General features: G+C 71.4%; 15 protein-coding genes and 1 tRNA gene. 7 read left to right on the forward strand and 9 right to left on the reverse strand.

What is annotated here, in order from left to right:
- Window positions 1-55: 55 nt before the first annotated feature.
- Window positions 56-697: a MerR family transcriptional regulator gene (locus IE255_RS32380; RefSeq protein WP_190053959.1), complete on the forward strand. Its 642-nt coding sequence runs from the start codon at window positions 56-58 to the stop codon at window positions 695-697.
- A gap of 28 nt (window positions 698-725) precedes the next feature.
- On the opposite strand, the gene IE255_RS32385 is transcribed toward IE255_RS32380, so the two are convergent.
- Window positions 726-1529, reverse strand: coding sequence for an exodeoxyribonuclease III (locus IE255_RS32385; RefSeq protein WP_190053960.1), 804 nt, complete (start codon window positions 1527-1529; stop codon window positions 726-728).
- Window positions 1530-1589: 60 nt separating this feature from the next.
- Here IE255_RS32385 and IE255_RS32390 point away from each other — a divergent pair, with 60 nt between their 5' ends.
- Window positions 1590-2066 carry a GNAT family N-acetyltransferase gene (locus IE255_RS32390; protein WP_190053961.1) on the forward strand — a complete coding sequence of 159 codons (477 nt, stop codon included), beginning with the start codon at window positions 1590-1592 and terminating at the stop codon, window positions 2064-2066.
- A 59-nt stretch (window positions 2067-2125) separates the two neighbouring features.
- Here the strand turns inward: IE255_RS32390 and IE255_RS32395 are convergent.
- From IE255_RS32395 to galU, 7 genes are all read right to left on the reverse strand, one after another.
- Window positions 2126-2199, reverse strand: a tRNA-Ala gene (locus tag IE255_RS32395).
- Between the two features lie 83 nt (window positions 2200-2282).
- Window positions 2283-3455 (reverse strand): divisome protein SepX/GlpR, encoded by a 1173-nt coding sequence (sepX, locus tag IE255_RS32400; protein WP_190053962.1) that lies wholly within the window; start codon window positions 3453-3455, stop codon window positions 2283-2285.
- Window positions 3456-3627: 172 nt separating this feature from the next.
- Entirely contained in the window at window positions 3628-4248 is a 621-nt protein-coding gene (locus IE255_RS32405) for a GNAT family N-acetyltransferase (RefSeq protein WP_229906685.1), read from the reverse strand.
- A gap of 23 nt (window positions 4249-4271) precedes the next feature.
- A complete protein-coding gene (locus tag IE255_RS32410) occupies window positions 4272-4772 on the reverse strand; it encodes a MogA/MoaB family molybdenum cofactor biosynthesis protein (RefSeq protein WP_190053963.1) in 501 nt (166 codons plus the stop codon).
- Window positions 4769-5278, reverse strand: a complete 510-nt coding sequence (gene moaC, locus IE255_RS32415; protein ID WP_190053964.1) for a cyclic pyranopterin monophosphate synthase MoaC — start codon at window positions 5276-5278, stop codon at window positions 4769-4771. Before moaC ends, IE255_RS32410 begins: the two co-directional genes overlap by 4 nt.
- A gap of 59 nt (window positions 5279-5337) precedes the next feature.
- Window positions 5338-6678 carry a molybdotransferase-like divisome protein Glp gene (glp, locus tag IE255_RS32420; protein ID WP_190053965.1) on the reverse strand — a complete coding sequence of 447 codons (1341 nt, stop codon included), beginning with the start codon at window positions 6676-6678 and terminating at the stop codon, window positions 5338-5340.
- A gap of 4 nt (window positions 6679-6682) precedes the next feature.
- Complete coding sequence (galU, locus tag IE255_RS32425; protein ID WP_190053966.1) at window positions 6683-7585, reverse strand: UTP--glucose-1-phosphate uridylyltransferase GalU; 903 nt, start codon at window positions 7583-7585, stop codon at window positions 6683-6685.
- 93 nt (window positions 7586-7678) lie between these two features.
- On the opposite strand from galU, the gene IE255_RS32430 reads away from it, so the two are divergent.
- A complete protein-coding gene (locus tag IE255_RS32430) occupies window positions 7679-8302 on the forward strand; it encodes a 5-formyltetrahydrofolate cyclo-ligase (protein ID WP_190053967.1) in 624 nt (207 codons plus the stop codon).
- A gap of 48 nt (window positions 8303-8350) precedes the next feature.
- On the opposite strand, the gene IE255_RS32435 is transcribed toward IE255_RS32430, so the two are convergent.
- Window positions 8351-11185 carry a penicillin acylase family protein gene (locus tag IE255_RS32435; RefSeq protein WP_190053968.1) on the reverse strand — a complete coding sequence of 945 codons (2835 nt, stop codon included), beginning with the start codon at window positions 11183-11185 and terminating at the stop codon, window positions 8351-8353.
- A 238-nt stretch (window positions 11186-11423) separates the two neighbouring features.
- Between IE255_RS32435 and IE255_RS32440 the strand changes: the two genes are divergently transcribed.
- From IE255_RS32440 to IE255_RS32455, 4 genes are all read left to right on the forward strand, one after another.
- The gene (locus tag IE255_RS32440) at window positions 11424-12953 is read left to right on the forward strand and encodes a potassium/proton antiporter (RefSeq protein WP_190053969.1); all 1530 of its coding nucleotides are present in this window, start codon (window positions 11424-11426) and stop codon (window positions 12951-12953) included.
- 267 nt (window positions 12954-13220) lie between these two features.
- A complete protein-coding gene (locus IE255_RS32445) occupies window positions 13221-14513 on the forward strand; it encodes an MFS transporter (RefSeq protein WP_190053970.1) in 1293 nt (430 codons plus the stop codon).
- Window positions 14514-14580: 67 nt separating this feature from the next.
- On the forward strand, window positions 14581-14898 hold the full coding sequence (locus tag IE255_RS32450) for an FmdB family zinc ribbon protein (RefSeq protein ID WP_190053971.1): 318 nt from the start codon (window positions 14581-14583) through the stop codon (window positions 14896-14898).
- A gap of 176 nt (window positions 14899-15074) precedes the next feature.
- On the forward strand, window positions 15075-15908 hold the full coding sequence (locus IE255_RS32455; RefSeq protein ID WP_190054015.1) for an S-methyl-5'-thioadenosine phosphorylase: 834 nt from the start codon (window positions 15075-15077) through the stop codon (window positions 15906-15908).
- Window positions 15909-15983 lie beyond the last annotated feature (75 nt).

The following is a 15983-nucleotide window of genomic DNA, read 5'->3' on the forward strand; positions in this document are numbered from 1 at the left end:
GATGGGTAGGGGGCGTGCGAGGAAAGTTACCCGCGGTACGCCTTAGGGTGCCCAGGTGGCCGAGAAGCGTGAATACCGCATGGAAGAGCTGGCCCGCCTGGCCGGGATCACGGTGCGCACCCTGCGCTTCTACCGCGAACGCAAGCTGATCCCGCCGCCCCGCCGCGAGGGCCGTATCGCCTGGTACGACGACGATCACCTGGCCCGGCTGCGCACGATCACGGCCCTGCTGGAACGGGGCCACACCCTCAGCGGCATCGCGGAGCTGGCGGAGGCCTTCGACCACGGCCGGGATGTCGGCGACCTGCTCGGCGTCGGCGCCCCCACCGAGGAGGAACCGGTCCACCTCACCCCCGAGGAACTCGCCGACCACTTCGCCGGCGAGGCCACCCCCGAGAACCTCGCCGCCGCGATGGAACTGGGCTACCTCGGCGCCGACGGCGGCGAGATCGTCCACATCAGCCGCCGCCTCCTGGACGTCTCCTCGGCCCTGGTCCGCGAGGGCATCCCCCTCGCGGAGGTCCTGGAAGCGGCCAAGCAGGTCCGCACCCACGCCGACGCCCTCGCCGAACTCTTCACCGACCTGGTCCTGCGCCACGCCTCCGAGACCGACCTGCCCCGCCTGCGCCCACTCGCCCGGAGCGTGGTGGAGGCGGAACTGTCACTGGCCCTGGACCGCAAGATGCGCAAGCCCTGACGGTCGTGGACGACGGTCACCGGCGACCCTAGCGGTCGTAGACCACGGTCACCGGCGCGTGGTCGGACCACCGCTCCGCGTGCGTGGCGGCCCGCTCGACGAACCCCTTGACCGCCCGCCCGGCGAGCCCGGGGGTGGCCACGTGATAGTCGATCCGCCACCCCGTGTCGTTGTCGAAGGCCCGCCCGCGGTACGACCACCACGAGTACGGCCCCTCGGTGTCCGGGTGCAGGGCGCGGACGACGTCGACGTACCCGCCGTCGGCCGGGTCGAGGACCCGCCCGAGCCACTCGCGCTCCTCGGGCAGGAACCCGGAGTTCTTGGTGTTGCCGCGCCAGTTCTTCAGGTCGGCCTGCTGGTGGGCGATGTTCCAGTCGCCGCAGACCAGCACCTCGCGCCCCTCGGCGGCGGCGCGCTCCCGGAGCCCCTTCAGATAGGCGAGGAACTCGCCCATGAAGCGCTCCTTCTCGTCCTGCCGCTCGGTGCCGACCTCACCCGAGGGCAGATACAGCGAGGCGACGGTGACCCCCGGCAGGTCCGCCTCCACGTACCGCCCGCTGCCGTCGAACTCCGCGGACCCGAAACCGACCTGGACCCGGTCGGGCTCGCGCCGGCTGTACAGCGACACCCCGGCCCGCCCCTTGGCGGCGGCCGGCGCGTGCACCACATGCCACCCCTCGGGCGCCCGGACCTGCTCGGGCAGCTGCTCCGGCTCGGCCCGCACCTCCTGGAGGCACAGCACGTCGGCTTCGGTCTGCGCGAGCCACTCCACGAAGCCCTTCTTCGCGGCGGCACGGAGCCCGTTCACATTCACAGAGGTCACAGTGAGCACCCCGGCACGATACCGGCAATCTGGACGAGGTCCAGTTCCGGATCGAATACGGTAGCGGTCATGCACATACGCCGGGTCTCCTTCGACCACCCCGACGCCGTGAAGCTCAACGACCAGGTCCAGGCCGAGTACGCCGCCCGCTACGGCGACGACGGCGACGCCACCGCCATGGCCGCGTCGGACTTCGAACCGCCGAACGGCATCTACCTGATCGCGTACGACGAGCACGACAACCCGGTCGCCTCGGGCGGCTGGCGCGCCCGGGACGCGAACGACGAGGGAAACCTGGACGGCGACGCCGAGCTCAAGCGCATGTACGTGATCGAGCAGATGCGCGGCCGGGGCCTCGCCCGCCGCCTCCTGTCCGCCCTGGAGGAGGACGCCCGCGCGGCCGGCCGCGTCCGCATGGTCCTGGAGACGGGCACCAAGCAGCCGGAGGCCGTAGCCCTGTACACGTCCAGCGGCTACGCGCCGTGCGCCAAGTTCGGCTACTACCGCCACTACGACTCGAGCCGCTGCTTCGCGAAGAGCCTCTGACAGCCGGGGAACAGAGCAGAGCCCCTGTCGGCTTTCACCGACAGGGGCTCGAAGCTGCGTGGACCTGAGGGGATTTGAACCCCTGGCCCCCTCGATGCGAACGAGGTGCGCTACCGGACTGCGCCACAGGCCCTTGCAACGAGTGAAACTTTAGCACCCCGATCGGCCTGCTTGGAAATCCGTTCCCCGGGGGCGGCCACCTGCGGCTTCGCGGGGCTACTCGTTGGCGGCCCGGGGCCGGTCCCCGTCCTCGTACTGGTCGAACAGCGGTGTGCGGCCGCGCTCCCGGGCCCGCCGCGCGGAGGCCGCCCGGCGGGCGTCGGTGCGCCCGTCGCCGTCCGCCCTGTCCTCCGGGTGGGGGTCCGCCTCGGCCGGGTCCGCGACACCGGCCTCCTGCTCCGCGTCCGGGGCGACCGCGCTGGAGCGGGCCGAGCTCCAGGTGTCGGGGGCGCCGAGGTCCACGTCGCTGGTGGCCCGGGGTGCCACCGGCGCGGTCACGTAGGTCGGCAGGGGCACCGGCACCGGCTCCCAGCTGTCGCCCTGGCCGGGCCGCCGCTGCCGCTCGCGCTGCTGGTCGACCCACTCCGCGTGGTCGGTCTGCTCGACGAGGGCGCGCCGGTCCGCCGCGAGGGCCGACAGGCCGGGGTCGGTCGCCGGCTCGGGTCCCTCCTCCTGGCCGTCGGCCTGCTCGTCGGCCGAGACGCATCTGCGGGGCTGGCGCTGCCGCTCCCGCAGCCGCTGGGCCGCGGCCTCGGCCCGGCGGCGGTCCATCTGGTACGCGAAGCGACGGCGCTCCTGGGAGCGAAGGTAGGCGATGTACACGCTGAGCATGACGGCGGGCACGCCGGGTGCCCACAGGAACGCGAGTCCGCCGACCGCCGCGACGACCGCGCCGAGGGTGAAGGCGAGGAACAGCACGGTGGTGGTGCGCCGGCGGCGCGCGAGCACCTTCGAGCGCCGGGCCCGCGCCGCGGCCGCCTGGGCCTGCGGCGACATGCCGCGCCGGGCGGCGGGCACCCGGCCCCCCTCGCGTTCGGCACGCGCCGCGTTCGGTGCCGGGCGGGCCGGCTGGTCAGGGGCGGGCGACGGGAGGAGCGCCTGGGTCTGCGGACGGGTCTTGGACACGGCGAAGGCCCGGACGTCCACCGATTCGGTGACGGCGTCCAGGTCGTCGGCGTCCTGCTCCCCCTCCTCGGTGGAGCGCGCCCGCAGGTCCTTGGCGTACCGGCGCTCCATGGCCGCCTTTCCGGACAGGAGCCGGATGGCGGTGCTGAAGCGTTCCGTCGGACGGGCCTCGTTCAGCTCGTCCTGCCTACGGAGCCACATCGGCACCAAGTAGGCGGCCCAGGCCCCGACAATGACTGCGTAGATGAGGCCGCTGCTGCTCACGCCTCACACCGTAGAGGGGTTTGCGTGAGGCCATCTGCCAATTGAGCCGGTGTGTCGCACGATCTGGCTGATATTTCGAACTTTTTTTGTGACCGATGCGATCAGCAGACCGCCCGGGGCGGGAATTCATTGCCCCGAGACGGTCACCAGGCGATCAATTTCGAACACGTATTCAATTTCCGGGGTGGTGCCGCATTCCCGGATTACTCTCCGATCGTGCCCGGTGCCAGCGCCTCAGCAACCCGTCCGGCACCTCTTCCGCCGTGAGCGCGAAGACGAGGTGGTCGCGCCAGGCGCCGTCGATGTGGAGATAACGCGGCCGGAGCCCCTCCTCACGGAATCCGAGTTTCTCCACGACGCGGCGGCTGGGTCCGTTCTCCGGGCGAATGCAGATCTCGATGCGGTGCAGTCCGACCGTGCGGAAACAGTGGTCCGTGACGAGCGCCACCGCCGTCGGCATCACTCCGCGCCCGGCCACCGCCTCGTCCACCCAGTAGCCGATGTGCCCCGAGCACATCGAGCCCCACGTGATCCCGGCCACCGTCAACTGCCCCACCAGCCGCCCCTGGTACTCGATGACGAAGGGCAGCATCCGGCCCGCGTTCGCCTCCGCCCTGAGGTGGCGGACCATCTGGCGGAAGGTCGGGCGGTGGGTGAGCGGCCCGCCGGGCGTGGGCGGCGGAATGGTCGCCTCCCAGGGGCGCAGCCAGTCGCGGTTGCGCCGGTTGACCTCACGCCACGCCCGCTGGTCGCGCAGCTTTATCGGCCTGAGGACGATGTCGCCGTCCACCAGCTCGACGGGCCAGGATGGGCTGTTCAGCTCGCACCCCCACTGCCGGGTCTGGGGTGGTCGCCGCCGCGGAGCTGCTCGACGGCGTGGACCAGCAGCGGCTCCAGGACGGCGAGGCCGTCCTTCACGCCGCCGGTGGAACCGGGCAGGTTGACGATCAGCGTCCCCGCCGCCACTCCGGCCAGGCCCCGGGAGAGCGCCGCGGTCGGCACCTTCTCCCGGCCGAACGCCCGGATGGCCTCGGCGATGCCCGGAACCTCGTGGTCGATCACCCGGCGGGTCGCCTCCGGGGTGCGGTCGGTGGGCGAGATGCCCGTGCCGCCAGTGGTGACGATGACGTCGTAGCCGGTCTCGACACCGGCGCGCAGAGCCGCCTCCACGGGGTCGCCGTCGGGGACGATCTGCGGGCCGTCGACCTCGAAGCCGAAGCGCCCCAGGCCGTCGGCGGTCAGCGGGCCGCCCTTGTCCTCGTAGATCCCGGCGGCGGCCCGGTTGGAGGCCGTGACGACGAGAGCGCGGTATGTCATGACCGGCTCCAGTCGCCCGACTTGCCGCCCGTCTTCTCCTCCACTCGTACGTCCGTGATGACCGCTCCCTTGTCGACCGCCTTGACCATGTCGATCACGGTGAGCGCGGCGACGGAGACCGCGGTGAGGGCCTCCATCTCGACGCCCGTGCGGTCCGTCGTCTTCACGGTGGCCAGGATCTCCACGGCGTCGTCCGCGACCGACAGGTCCAGTTTCACACCGGACACCGACAACGGGTGGCAGAGCGGGATCAGATCGGGGGTGCGTTTGGCGCCCATGATCCCGGCGATCCGCGCGGTCGCGAGGGCGTCACCCTTGGGGACGCCCTCGCCGCGCAGCAGTTCGATCACGCGCGGCGAGACGAGGACACGTCCGCTGGCGCGTGCCGTGCGCGCGGTCACGTCCTTCTCCGACACGTCGACCATGCGGGCGGCGCCGGCGTCGTCGAGGTGCGTCAGCCGGTCCTGCGTAGGGCCGTCCTGCGTGCTGGGGTCCTGCGTGCTCATGCTGTGTGGCGCTCCCGGTCCGGGCCTGCTGTGCGCGACACGGTACCCCCAACCAGCGCCTATCGGCCGAGCAGGACCACCTCGACCTCGGCGCCGGGCTCGACGGACTCGGTGTCCTCGGGGACGACGATCAGCGCGTCCGCGTGGGCGAGGGCCGCGACCAGGTGCGATCCGGCACCGCCGACCGGGGTCACCCGGCCGTCCTCGTACGTGCCGCGCAGGAACTGGCGGCGGCCCTTCGGGGAGGTCAGCGCCTTGTCGGCGGCCAGGGTCGCCCGGGTCGTCGGCCGGTGGACGTCGTCGAGGCCCATGAGGGCGCGGATCGCCGGGCGGACGAACAGCTCGAAGGAGACATACGACGACACCGGGTTGCCGGGCAGGGCCAGCAGCGGGGTGTGGTCGGGGCCGATGGAGCCGAAGCCCTGGGGCTTGCCGGGCTGCATGGCGAGCTTGCGGAACTCGATGCCGCTGCCGGCCTCGTCCTCGTCGGCGACGTGGGACAGCGCCTCCTTGACGACGTCGTACGCCCCGACGCTCACACCGCCCGTGGTGACCATCAGGTCGGCGCGGACCAGCTGGTCCTCGATGGTGGAGCGCAGGGTCTCGGCGTCGTCGGCGACGGCGCCCACGCGGTAGGCGATGGCGCCGGCGTCGCGGGCGGCGGCGGTGAGGGCGAAGCTGTTGGAGTCGTAGATCTGACCCGTGCCCAGCTCCGTGTCGGGCTGGACGAGTTCGCTGCCGGTGGAGAGCACCACCACGCGCGGGCGCGGGCGGACCCGGACCGTGCCGCGGCCGATCGCGGCGAGCAGGGCGATCTGGGGCGGGCCGAGAATCGTGCCGGCCTCCAGGGCGCGGTCGCCGGCCTTCACGTCGCTGCCCTTGGCGCGCACGTGCGCCCGGGCCTCGGCCGGGCGGTACACGTGCACATGCCCGGTGGCGCCCTCGGGGCCGAGGCTGCGGGCGCGCATCCCGCGCACCGGGCCCTCGCCGAGCCCGCCGTCGGTCCACTCGACGGGCACGACCGTCTCGGCGCCGGGCGGCAGCGGGGCGCCGGTCATGATGCGGGCGGCCTGGCCGGGACCCACGTGGAGCAGCTCGGCCTGGCCCGCGGCGACGTCCCCGACGACCTCCAGGGCCGCCGGGAACTCCTCGCTCGCGCCCGCGACGTCCGCGACCCGTACCGCGTAGCCGTCCATGGAGCTGTTGTCGAACGGCGGCAGGGACACCGGCACCGTGATGTCCTCGACGAGGACACAGCCCTGGGCGTCGAGCAGGTGCAGCTCGATCGGTTCCAGGGGGCGGACGGTGGCGAGGATGTCCTCCAGGTGCTCGTCCACCGACCAGAGGTGGTCGGGGCCCGAGTGGTCCTGGCCGGTGACGGGGGGCGCGGCGCTGCTCAACGTGTTACATCTCCTCGGCTACGTAACTGCGAAGCCAGGTCCGGAAGTCCGGGCCCAGGTCTTCACGTTCGCACGCGAGTCGGACAATGGCACGCAGGTAGTCGCCGCGGTCGCCGGTGTCGTAGCGGCGGCCCTTGAAGACCACGCCGTGCACCGGGCCGCCGATCTTCTCGTCGGTCGCGAGCTGCTGGAGGGCGTCCGTGAGCTGGATCTCGCCGCCGCGGCCCGGCTCGGTCCGGCGCAGTATGTCGAAGATGTGCGGGTCGAGGACGTAGCGGCCGATGACCGCGTAGTTCGACGGGGCGTCGGACGGGTCGGGCTTCTCGACCAGGCCGCTGACCTTGACGACGTCGCTGTCCTCGGTGGTCTCCACGGCCGCGCAGCCGTAGAGGTGGATCTGCTCCGGGGCGACCTCCATGAGCGCGATGACGCTGCCGCCGCGCTGCTCCTGGACCTCGACCATGCGCTGGAGCAGGGGGTCGCGGGGGTCGATCAGGTCGTCGCCGAGGAGGACGGCGAAGGGCTCGTGGCCCACGTGCGGGGCGGCGCACAGGACGGCGTGGCCGAGGCCCTTGGGGTCGCCCTGGCGGACGTAGTGCATGGTCGCGAGGTCGCTGGACTCCTGCACCTTGGCGAGACGGCCGGCGTCGCCCTTCTTCTGGAGGGCCGACTCCAGCTCGTAGTTGCGGTCGAAGTGGTCCTCCAGCGGGCGCTTGTTGCGGCCCGTCACCATGAGGACGTCGTCGAGACCCGCGGCGACGGCCTCCTCGACCACGTACTGGATCGCGGGCTTGTCCACGACCGGCAGCATCTCCTTGGGAGTGGCTTTGGTGGCCGGCAGGAACCGGGTGCCGAGGCCTGCTGCGGGAATGACAGCCTTGCTGATCCGAGGGTGCGACTGAGTCATGTCCGCCACCCTATCCGGTGCCTTTGCATGGAATCTGCGGCTCCGGTTCATAGGCGCTCATATGAGCGTATTGCGACGGTACGGGAGCAACCATTGAGGCACATCGCACGTCCGGGCGAGCCTGACAAGCGGAGTTTGCGGCGCGAGATCCTCGCGGCGAGGAACAGGTTGACGGCGGATGACCTGCGGGAAACGTCGGCCGCGCTGGCCGGGCGGGCCCTGGAGCTGCCCGAGTTGGCGCGGGCCGGCACGGTCGCGGCGTACGTCTCGGTGGGGAGCGAACCCGGGACGCTCGCGCTCCTGGACGCACTGCGCGCCCGGGGCGTGCGCGTACTGCTTCCGGTCCTGCTGCCCGACAACGACCTGGACTGGGGCGTGTACGAGGGCGAGGGCTCGCTCGCGCGCGTCCGGCACGGCGGCCGGATGGCCCTCTTCGAGCCCGCGGGCGAGCGCCTGGGCCCGGACGCCGTGACCGCGGCCGACGCCGTGCTGCTGCCGGGGCTCGCGGTGGACGCGCGCGGGATGCGGCTGGGCCGGGGCGGCGGCTCGTACGACCGGGTCCTGGCGCGGCTGGAGCGGGCGGGGGCGCATCCCGCGCTGGTGGTGCTGCTGTACGACACCGAGGTCGTCGAGCATGTCCCGGAGGAGCCGCACGACCGGCCGGTGCACGCGGTGGTGACACCGTCGGGGGTGCGGCGGTTCCGGCAGGAGCCCTGACGCGGAACGGCCCTCCACGCGCGCGTGGAGGGCCGTTCCGTCACCGGCTCACGGTTTGAGCACCAGCTTGTCGGCCGTGCCGTCCTCGACCGCCTGGTCCGAGAAGGACCACGGCAGCAGTTCGCCGTCGGCCCACTTGTCGGTCTGGTCGACGTAGTGGGCGCTGTAGGCGTGCCCGGAGGCGCCGGTGAGGTTGATCCAGCGGGACTTGTCGAGGTCGCCGAGGTTCACGACCATCCGCATGGACGGCACCCACACCACCCCGTAGCCGCCGGCGGCGTTCCAGCCGGTCGCGTTGACCGTCGCCTCGCCGCCGCTGAGCTCCCAGGGGCCGCGGTTGAGGGCGTACTGGAGGAAACCGGGGCCCTCGGTGCCGAGGGTCTGGTTCTTCAGGAACAGGCGGTGCAGCCGGCCCCAGGTCCAGGTGTCGATGTCCTTGCCGAGCTTGGCGGTCAGCTCCCAGCGGGCGTCGATCATCGCGCGCTTGAAGAGCTGGTCGCGGTTGTCGGCGCCGGGGCGGGTGCCCGACTTGGGCGTCTTCCACCAGTCGCTGTCGGGCTGCTCCATCAGCTTGCGGACCACCTCGAACCAGCGGTCGCCGCCGTCCGGCTGCGCCTGGTCGGGGTCGCGCTGACCGCACTCGCGCACCTTCTCCGCCTCGTCGGCGGGCCCGGTGGTGTTGACCGGCTCGACCCACAGGCACTGGCCCTTGACCCGCAGCTCCTTGGGCAGCTTGTTGCCGAAGGCGAGCTTGAGGATGTTGCGCCAGACGGCGTTGAAGTACGCGGCGGCCGCCGAGTCGGTGTCCTGGGTGTAGTCCCAGCCCTCCAGGAGCTTCTGCGCCTCGCGCACGTCCTTGTCGCCGGTGTCGATCTTCAGCAGCGTGGGCACCAGCAGCCGGGCGATCTCACTGCTGTTGTCCAGCTGCATCTGGCGCATGTCGTCGGTGGAGATCTTGCCGCCGTCCTTGATCTTCGACTGGATCAGGTCGGTGATCCGCTGGCTGCGCGTGCCGTAACCCCAGTCCGTGGTGAGCGTGTAGGGGTACTTGTCCGGGTCGATCACGGCCTGGTTGGCGGTGACGATGTAGCCGCGCTCCGGGTTGTACTCGTAGGGCAGCGCGTCCTGCCGGATGTAGCCGGTCCAGCGGTACTTGGGGTCCCAGCCGGGCGCGGGGATCGAGCCGTCGTCGCCGTCCGCGCGCGTGGGGATCCTCCCCGGCAGCGTGTAGCCGATGTTGTCCTGGGCGTCGGCGTAGACGAGGTTCTGCGAGGGCACGTCGAACAGCGCGGCGGCCTTGCGGAAGTCGGTCCAGTTCTTCGCCCTGTCCATGGCGAAGACGGCGTCCATGGTCGTGCCCGGCTGAAGGGCGGTCCAGCGCAGCGCGACACCGTAGCCGTCGCCTCTGTCGGGCGCGGCGGTGTCGACGGTGGCCTTCTTGCCGACCTTCACGAGCTCCTCGTCGCGGTCGGACAGCAGGGGCCCGTTGTTGGTCTCGCGGACGACGATCTTCTTCGGCTCGCCGCCGGCGACCTTGATGGTCTCCTCGCGCGTCTCGAAGGGCTTGACCTTGCCGTCGTACAGGTAGCCGTCGCCGGTGATCTTCTCCAGGTAGAGGTCCGTGACGTCGACGCCGGAGTTGGTCATGCCCCAGGCGATGTCCTGGTTGTGACCGATTATCACGCCGGGCATGCCGGCGAAGGTGTAGCCGGTGACGTCGTACTGGCACGTGCTGGAGACGCTGCGGCAGTGCAGGCCCATCTGGTACCAGACGGACGGCAGCGAGGGCGACAGGTGCGGGTCGTTGGCCAGCAGCGGCTTGCCGGTGATGGTGTGCTTCCCGCCGACGACCCAGGAGTTGGAGCCGATGCCGTCGCCGTTCACGCCGACGGCCGGCGGGAGGTCCTCCAGGACCCTGGAGAGGCCGGTGAGCTGGCTGTCCAGACCCGAGGTACCGGAGGCCGTGCCCGAGGCGCCGGAGGCGCTGCCCGAGGTGCCGGAGGCCGTGCCCGAGGTCCCCGCGGTGCCCGTCGAGGCGCCGCCGGTCCCGCTCGTGCCGGAGGTGCCGCCGGTGCCAGAGGCCCCGCTCGTGCCGCCCTGTTCGAACGCCCCCGTCAGCTCGTCGTACTGGCCCTCCTGGACGATCGCCTTGTTCCGGCTGTACGGGTACTGCGGGTACAGGTCGGCGATCTGCTTCGGGCCGAGGCGGCTGGTCAGCAGGGCGCGGTCGATCTCGTCCTGCATGTTGGCACGCAGGTCCCAGGCCATCGCCTTCAGCCAGGAGACGGAGTCGACCGGGGTCCACCGCTGCGGCTTGTAGTCGTTGGTGAAGCCGAGCGCCGCGTACTCCAGGGAGATGTCCTCGCCGTCCTTGCCCTGGAGGTAGGCGTTGACTCCCTGGGAGTAGGCCTGGAGGTATTTCTGCGTGGCGTCCGACAGCTTGGTGTCGTACTCCTCCTTGGCCACCCGGTCCCAGCCGAGCGTGCGCAGGAACTCGTCGTTGTCGACCTGGCTCTTGCCGAACATCTCCGACAGGCGCCCGGCGGCCATGTGGCGGCGTACGTCCATCTCGTAGAACCGGTCCTGCGCCTGGACGTAGCCCTGCGCCATGAACAGGTCCGCGTCGGAGGAGGCATAGATCTGCGGGATGCCGTAGTTGTCGCGTTTGACCTCGACGGGTCCTGAGAGGCCCTTGAGCGTGAGGGTGCCCTTGGTCTGCGGGAAGGAGGCCCGGACGGTACTGATGGACCAGTAGGCCCCGAAGGCGACGCCTCCGATGAGGGCCAGCACCAGGACGAGGACGATCAGGCGGGCTTTGCGCCCTTTTCTCCTGCCGGACTTGCCGGGCTGCTGACCCGTGGAGGCGGTGGTGTTCGGGGGCATCGCTGTCCTTGCTGTCCTAACGCGAGCGGCAGGTTCGGCTGTGCTTTTAACTGAGCGCTGGAGCAACGATAGGCGCAGGGCCTTGCGCCCCTTGACGCGGAGTCGGGAACCGGCACGGACGGACGTTCGATCTCGCCCCCGGAAGCGTCAAGAAATCGTCAAGAGTTAGGTAAGGTAACGAAGTAGTTGGCGCGATGCGCCACAGCTTCATGTGCGATGTACGTGAGCCCACGCGCGCGTGCGTGCGGGCCAGGGAAGGATTCGGCCGCTGACTGTTCACCACCTCAACCAGCTCCTGCTCGTCTGCTCGCTCGTCCTGCTCGTCGCCGTCGCAGCGGTACGGATCTCCTCGCGCAGCGGGCTCCCCAGCCTGCTCGTCTATCTGGGCATAGGCGTCGCCATGGGCCAGGACGGCGTGGGCGACATCCACTTCGACAACGCCGAGCTGACCCAGGTCATCGGGTACGCGGCCCTGGTCGTGATCCTGGCCGAGGGCGGTCTCGGCACGAAGTGGAAGGAGATCAAGCCGGCCCTGCCGGCCGCCACCGTGCTGGCGCTGGCGGGTGTCGCGGTGAGCGTCGGGGTCACGGCCTCGGCCGCGCACTACCTGATCGGGCTGGAGTGGCGGCAGGCCCTCATCATCGGGGCGGTCGTCTCCTCGACCGACGCGGCGGCCGTGTTCTCCGTGCTGCGGAAGATCCCCCTGCCCGCGCGCGTGACGGGCACCCTGGAGGCGGAGTCCGGCTTCAACGACGCCCCGGTGGTCATCCTCGTGGTGTCCCTGTCCACGGCGGGCCCGGTCGAGCACTGGTACGTGCTGCTGGGCGTGATCCTGTTGGAGCTGGCCATCGGCGCGGCCATCGGGCTCGCGGTGGGCTGGCTGGGCTCCTGGGGGCTGCGGCACGTGGCGCTGCCCGCCTCCGGCCTCTACCCGATCGCCGTGATGGCGATCGCCGTGGTGGCGTACGCGGCGGGCGCGCTGGCGCACGGCAGCGGCTTCCTCGCGGTGTACCTGGCCGCGATGGTGATGGGCAACGCGCGGCTGCCGCACTGGCCGGCCACGCGCGGGTTCGCCGACGGGCTCGGCTGGATGGCCCAGATCGGCATGTTCGTCCTGCTCGGACTGCTGGTCACCCCGCACGAGCTGGGCGACGACATCGTGCCCGCGCTCGTCATCGGGCTGGTGCTGACCATGGTGGCGCGCCCGCTGAGCGTGGTGTTCTGCCTGACGCCGTTCCGGGTGCCGTGGCAGGAGCAGGCCCTGATGTCCTGGGCGGGGCTGCGCGGGGCGGTGCCCATCATCCTGGCGACCATTCCCATGGTCGAGGGCGTGGAGGCCAGCCGCCGGATCTTCAACATCGTCTTCGTCCTGGTCGTCGTCTACACCCTGGTCCAGGGGCCGACGCTGCCCTGGCTGGGCCGCAAGCTGCATCTGGGGGACGGCTCGGAGGCCGCCGACCTCGGCATCGAGTCGGCCCCGCTGGAGCGGCTGCGCGGGCATCTGCTGTCCGTGGCGATCCCCGAGGGGTCGAAGATGCACGGCGTGGAGGTGGCCGAGCTGCGGCTGCCGCACGGCGCCGCCGTGACGCTCATCGTGCGCGGGGGCGAATCCTTCGTTCCGCTGCCCACGACGATATTGCAGCGGGGAGACGAACTCCTCGTGGTCGCCACGGACCCCGTCCGGGACGCGACCGAGAGCCGGCTGCGGGCCGTCGGGCACGGCGGCAAGCTGGCCGGCTGGCTGGGCACGGACGGGGCGAGTCATTGAGAGACGCTTTGCGCCTTTTGGGATTTGTAAGGCGAACCGGTCCATGGTGCTCGTTTTCACAGGCAGGCATCCCCTTGGCCCCTGTACGATGAAGGCGCACCCAGATCGAACCAACTCTGCCTGACGCAGAGCTGGCGCGACCGTATGGCGGTCGGGAAGCCCCTCCTCACCGGGCCCCGGCATCTACCGCAGTTCCGCGCAAGAGGACAGCTCTCGGCGCCGCCCACTGACGGGGCCGCGCTACCAGGCGGCAGAAAGGCACGGGCCGTGGCATCCACGGTCACCTCGAAGAAGTCGAAGAACTCGACTGCTTCCGCCCGCCCGGGATACGGCCGGCTGCTGCGCACCCGCGGCGCCTGGACGTTCCTGCTCCCCGGTTTCGCCGCGCGCCAGCCGTTCGCGATGCTGACGATCTCCATCGTGCTGCTGGTGCAGCACACCACCGGCTCCTACGGGGCGGCGGGCGCCGCCGCTGCCGTCACCGGCGTCTCCATGGCCCTCTTCGCGCCCTACAGCGGCCGCCTCGCCGACCGCTACGGACAGCGGGCCGTGCTGATCCCGGGCGTGCTGCTGCACGGCCTGTCCGGGCTGACGCTGACGGCGCTGGCCCTCCTGGACGCCCCCTTGTGGGCTGTCTTCGCGGCAGCAGTCCCGACCGGTGCCTCGGTGCCGCAGATCGGGCCCATGGTGCGGGCCCGTTGGGCCGTCAAGCTCAAGGACTCGCCGCTCATGACCACCGCGGCGGCCTTCGAGTCCGTCACGGACGAACTGACCTTCGTGGTCGGACCGCTGCTGGCCACCGCCCTGTGCACGGCCGTCGACCCGGCCGCCGGCCTGGTGACGGAGGCCTCGCTGACCCTGATCGGCGGCCTGCTGTTCGCCGCGCAGAAGAGCACCCAGCCCTCGGTCGCGGGCGGCGGGCACGCGCGCGTGGAGCACGCTTCCGCGCTGCGCGTCCCCGGAGTGCGCGTGCTGATGGTGACCTTCCTGGGCATCGGCACGGTCTTCGGCGGCATGCAGGTCTCCCTGGCCGCGTTCACCGAGTCGATCGGCGAACCGGGCCTGAACGGCGTCCTGTACGGCGTCTTCGCCGCGGGCAACATGCTCTCCGGCCTCGTCTGCGGCGCGATCGCCTGGAAGACGGCCCCGCAGCGGCGCCTGGTCATCGGCTACACCGCGCTGGCGCTCACCGCGTCGGGACTGTGGGCCGCCCACTCGGTCCTGGTCCTCGCCGGTCTCGGCCTCCTGGTCGGCATGTGCATCGCGCCGGCCCTGATCACCGGCTACACCCTGGTCGAGAGCCTGGTCCCGGCCGGTGCCCGCACGGAGGCCTTCACCTGGCTGACCGGCGCGGTGGCGCTGGGCCAGGCCGCGGCCGTCACGGTCGCCGGTCAGCTGGAGGACCGCTTCTGGGGCGGAGCCGGTTTCCTGGTGCCGATGGGCGGCACGGTGCTCGCCCTGGCGACCCTGCTGGCCCTGCGGTCCCGGCTGTCACCGAGGGCCCACGGCCGGACCGTCGCACGTGGCGTGGGTCACCGCGTCCCGGTGGCAGTGGACTGAGCGGCCGGAATACGTCACTATGGTTCGTCGTTAGCACTCATCGAGTGAGAGTGCCAGGAGGAAGACAGTGCCCACCTACCAGTACCAGTGCACCGAGTGCGGCGAGGGCCTCGAGGCGGTGCAGAAGTTCACCGATGACGCCCTCACCGAGTGCCCCAGCTGCGAGGGCCGCCTGAAGAAGGTCTTCTCGGCGGTCGGCATTGTCTTCAAGGGCTCCGGCTTCTACCGGAACGACAGCCGCGGCTCCTCGTCGAGCAGCGCCCCGGCGTCGTCCTCGAAGTCGTCGAGCTCCTCGTCGTCCTCCGACTCCGGCTCGTCGAGTTCGTCGAGTTCGTCGTCGAGCGCGGGCAGCAGCTCCACGAGCACCAGCAGCACCGCCGCGTAAGCACCACCGCCGCGTAAGGCCTGATTCTTACGGGACCCTGTCGCCCTTCCGGCGACGGGGTCCTCGGCGTTTCCGCGTGCGGTTAGGGTGCGGACATGGCGAACAAGGCGAACGTGGTGCACACGGGTGGCGGGGCGAGCACCGGCGGCGGGGCGAGCACCGGCGGCGGGCCGGACGTGGGTCGCGCCGGGATCGGCGTCATCGGCGGCTCGGGGTTCTACTCCTTCCTCGACGACGTGACCGAGGTCCAGGTCGACACCCCGTACGGACCGCCCAGCGACTCCCTCTTCCTCGGCGAGGTCGCCGGCCGGCGGGTCGCCTTCCTACCGCGGCACGGACGGGGCCACCACCTGCCGCCACACCGGATCAACTACCGGGCCAACCTGTGGGCCCTGCGGTCGGTCGGCGTACGCCAGGTGCTCGCCCCGTGCGCCGTGGGCGGCCTGCGTCCCGAGTACGGGCCGGGCACGCTGCTGGTGCCGGACCAGCTGGTCGACCGCGCGAAGTCCCGGGCCGGCACCTACTTCGACGGGCATCCGCTGCCCGACGGCTCCGTGCCGAACGTGGTGCACGTGTCGCTGGCCGACCCCTACTGCCCCGCAGGGCGGGCCGTCGCGTTGAAGGCGGCGCGCGGCCGGGACTGGGAGCCGGTGGACGGCGGCACGCTGGTCGTGGTCGAGGGGCCGCGCTTCTCCACCCGTGCCGAATCGTTGTGGCACCAGGCGCAGGGCTGGTCGGTGGTGGGCATGACCGGCCACCCCGAGGCGGCGCTCGCCCGTGAGCTGGAGCTCTGCTACACCTCCCTGACCCTGGTCACCGACCTCGACGCGGGGGCCGAGACCGGGGAGGGCGTCTCGCACGACGAGGTGCTGCGGGTGTTCGCGGCGAACGTGGACCGCTTGCGGGGGGTGCTGTTCGACGCGGTGGCCGGGCTGCCGGAGGAGGACGAGCGGGGCTGTCTGTGCGTGAACGCGCTGGGTGGGATGGATCCGGGGTTCGCGCTGCCGTAGGCCGGGGTGGGGTGCGGCGGGGGAGGCTGCCCTTTGGGTGAGGGAGCGGAAGTCGTCGTTCGGGTGAGGGAGTTG

Source organism: Streptomyces lomondensis (assembly GCF_014651035.1).
Classification (GTDB): Bacteria; Actinomycetota; Actinomycetes; order Streptomycetales; family Streptomycetaceae; genus Streptomyces; species Streptomyces lomondensis.

Excerpts from the sequence above, each read along its gene's own strand:
- IE255_RS32390 (WP_190053961.1), top strand. The coding sequence starts at position 1,590 with ATGCACATACGCCGGGTCTCCTTCGACCACCCCGACGCCGTGAAGCTC.
- IE255_RS32410 (WP_190053963.1), bottom strand. The coding sequence starts at position 4,772 with ATGACATACCGCGCTCTCGTCGTCACGGCCTCCAACCGGGCCGCCGCC.
- moaC (WP_190053964.1), bottom strand. The coding sequence starts at position 5,278 with ATGAGCACGCAGGACCCCAGCACGCAGGACGGCCCTACGCAGGACCGG.
- galU (WP_190053966.1), bottom strand. The coding sequence starts at position 7,585 with ATGACTCAGTCGCACCCTCGGATCAGCAAGGCTGTCATTCCCGCAGCA.
- IE255_RS32435 (WP_190053968.1), bottom strand. The coding sequence starts at position 11,185 with ATGCCCCCGAACACCACCGCCTCCACGGGTCAGCAGCCCGGCAAGTCC.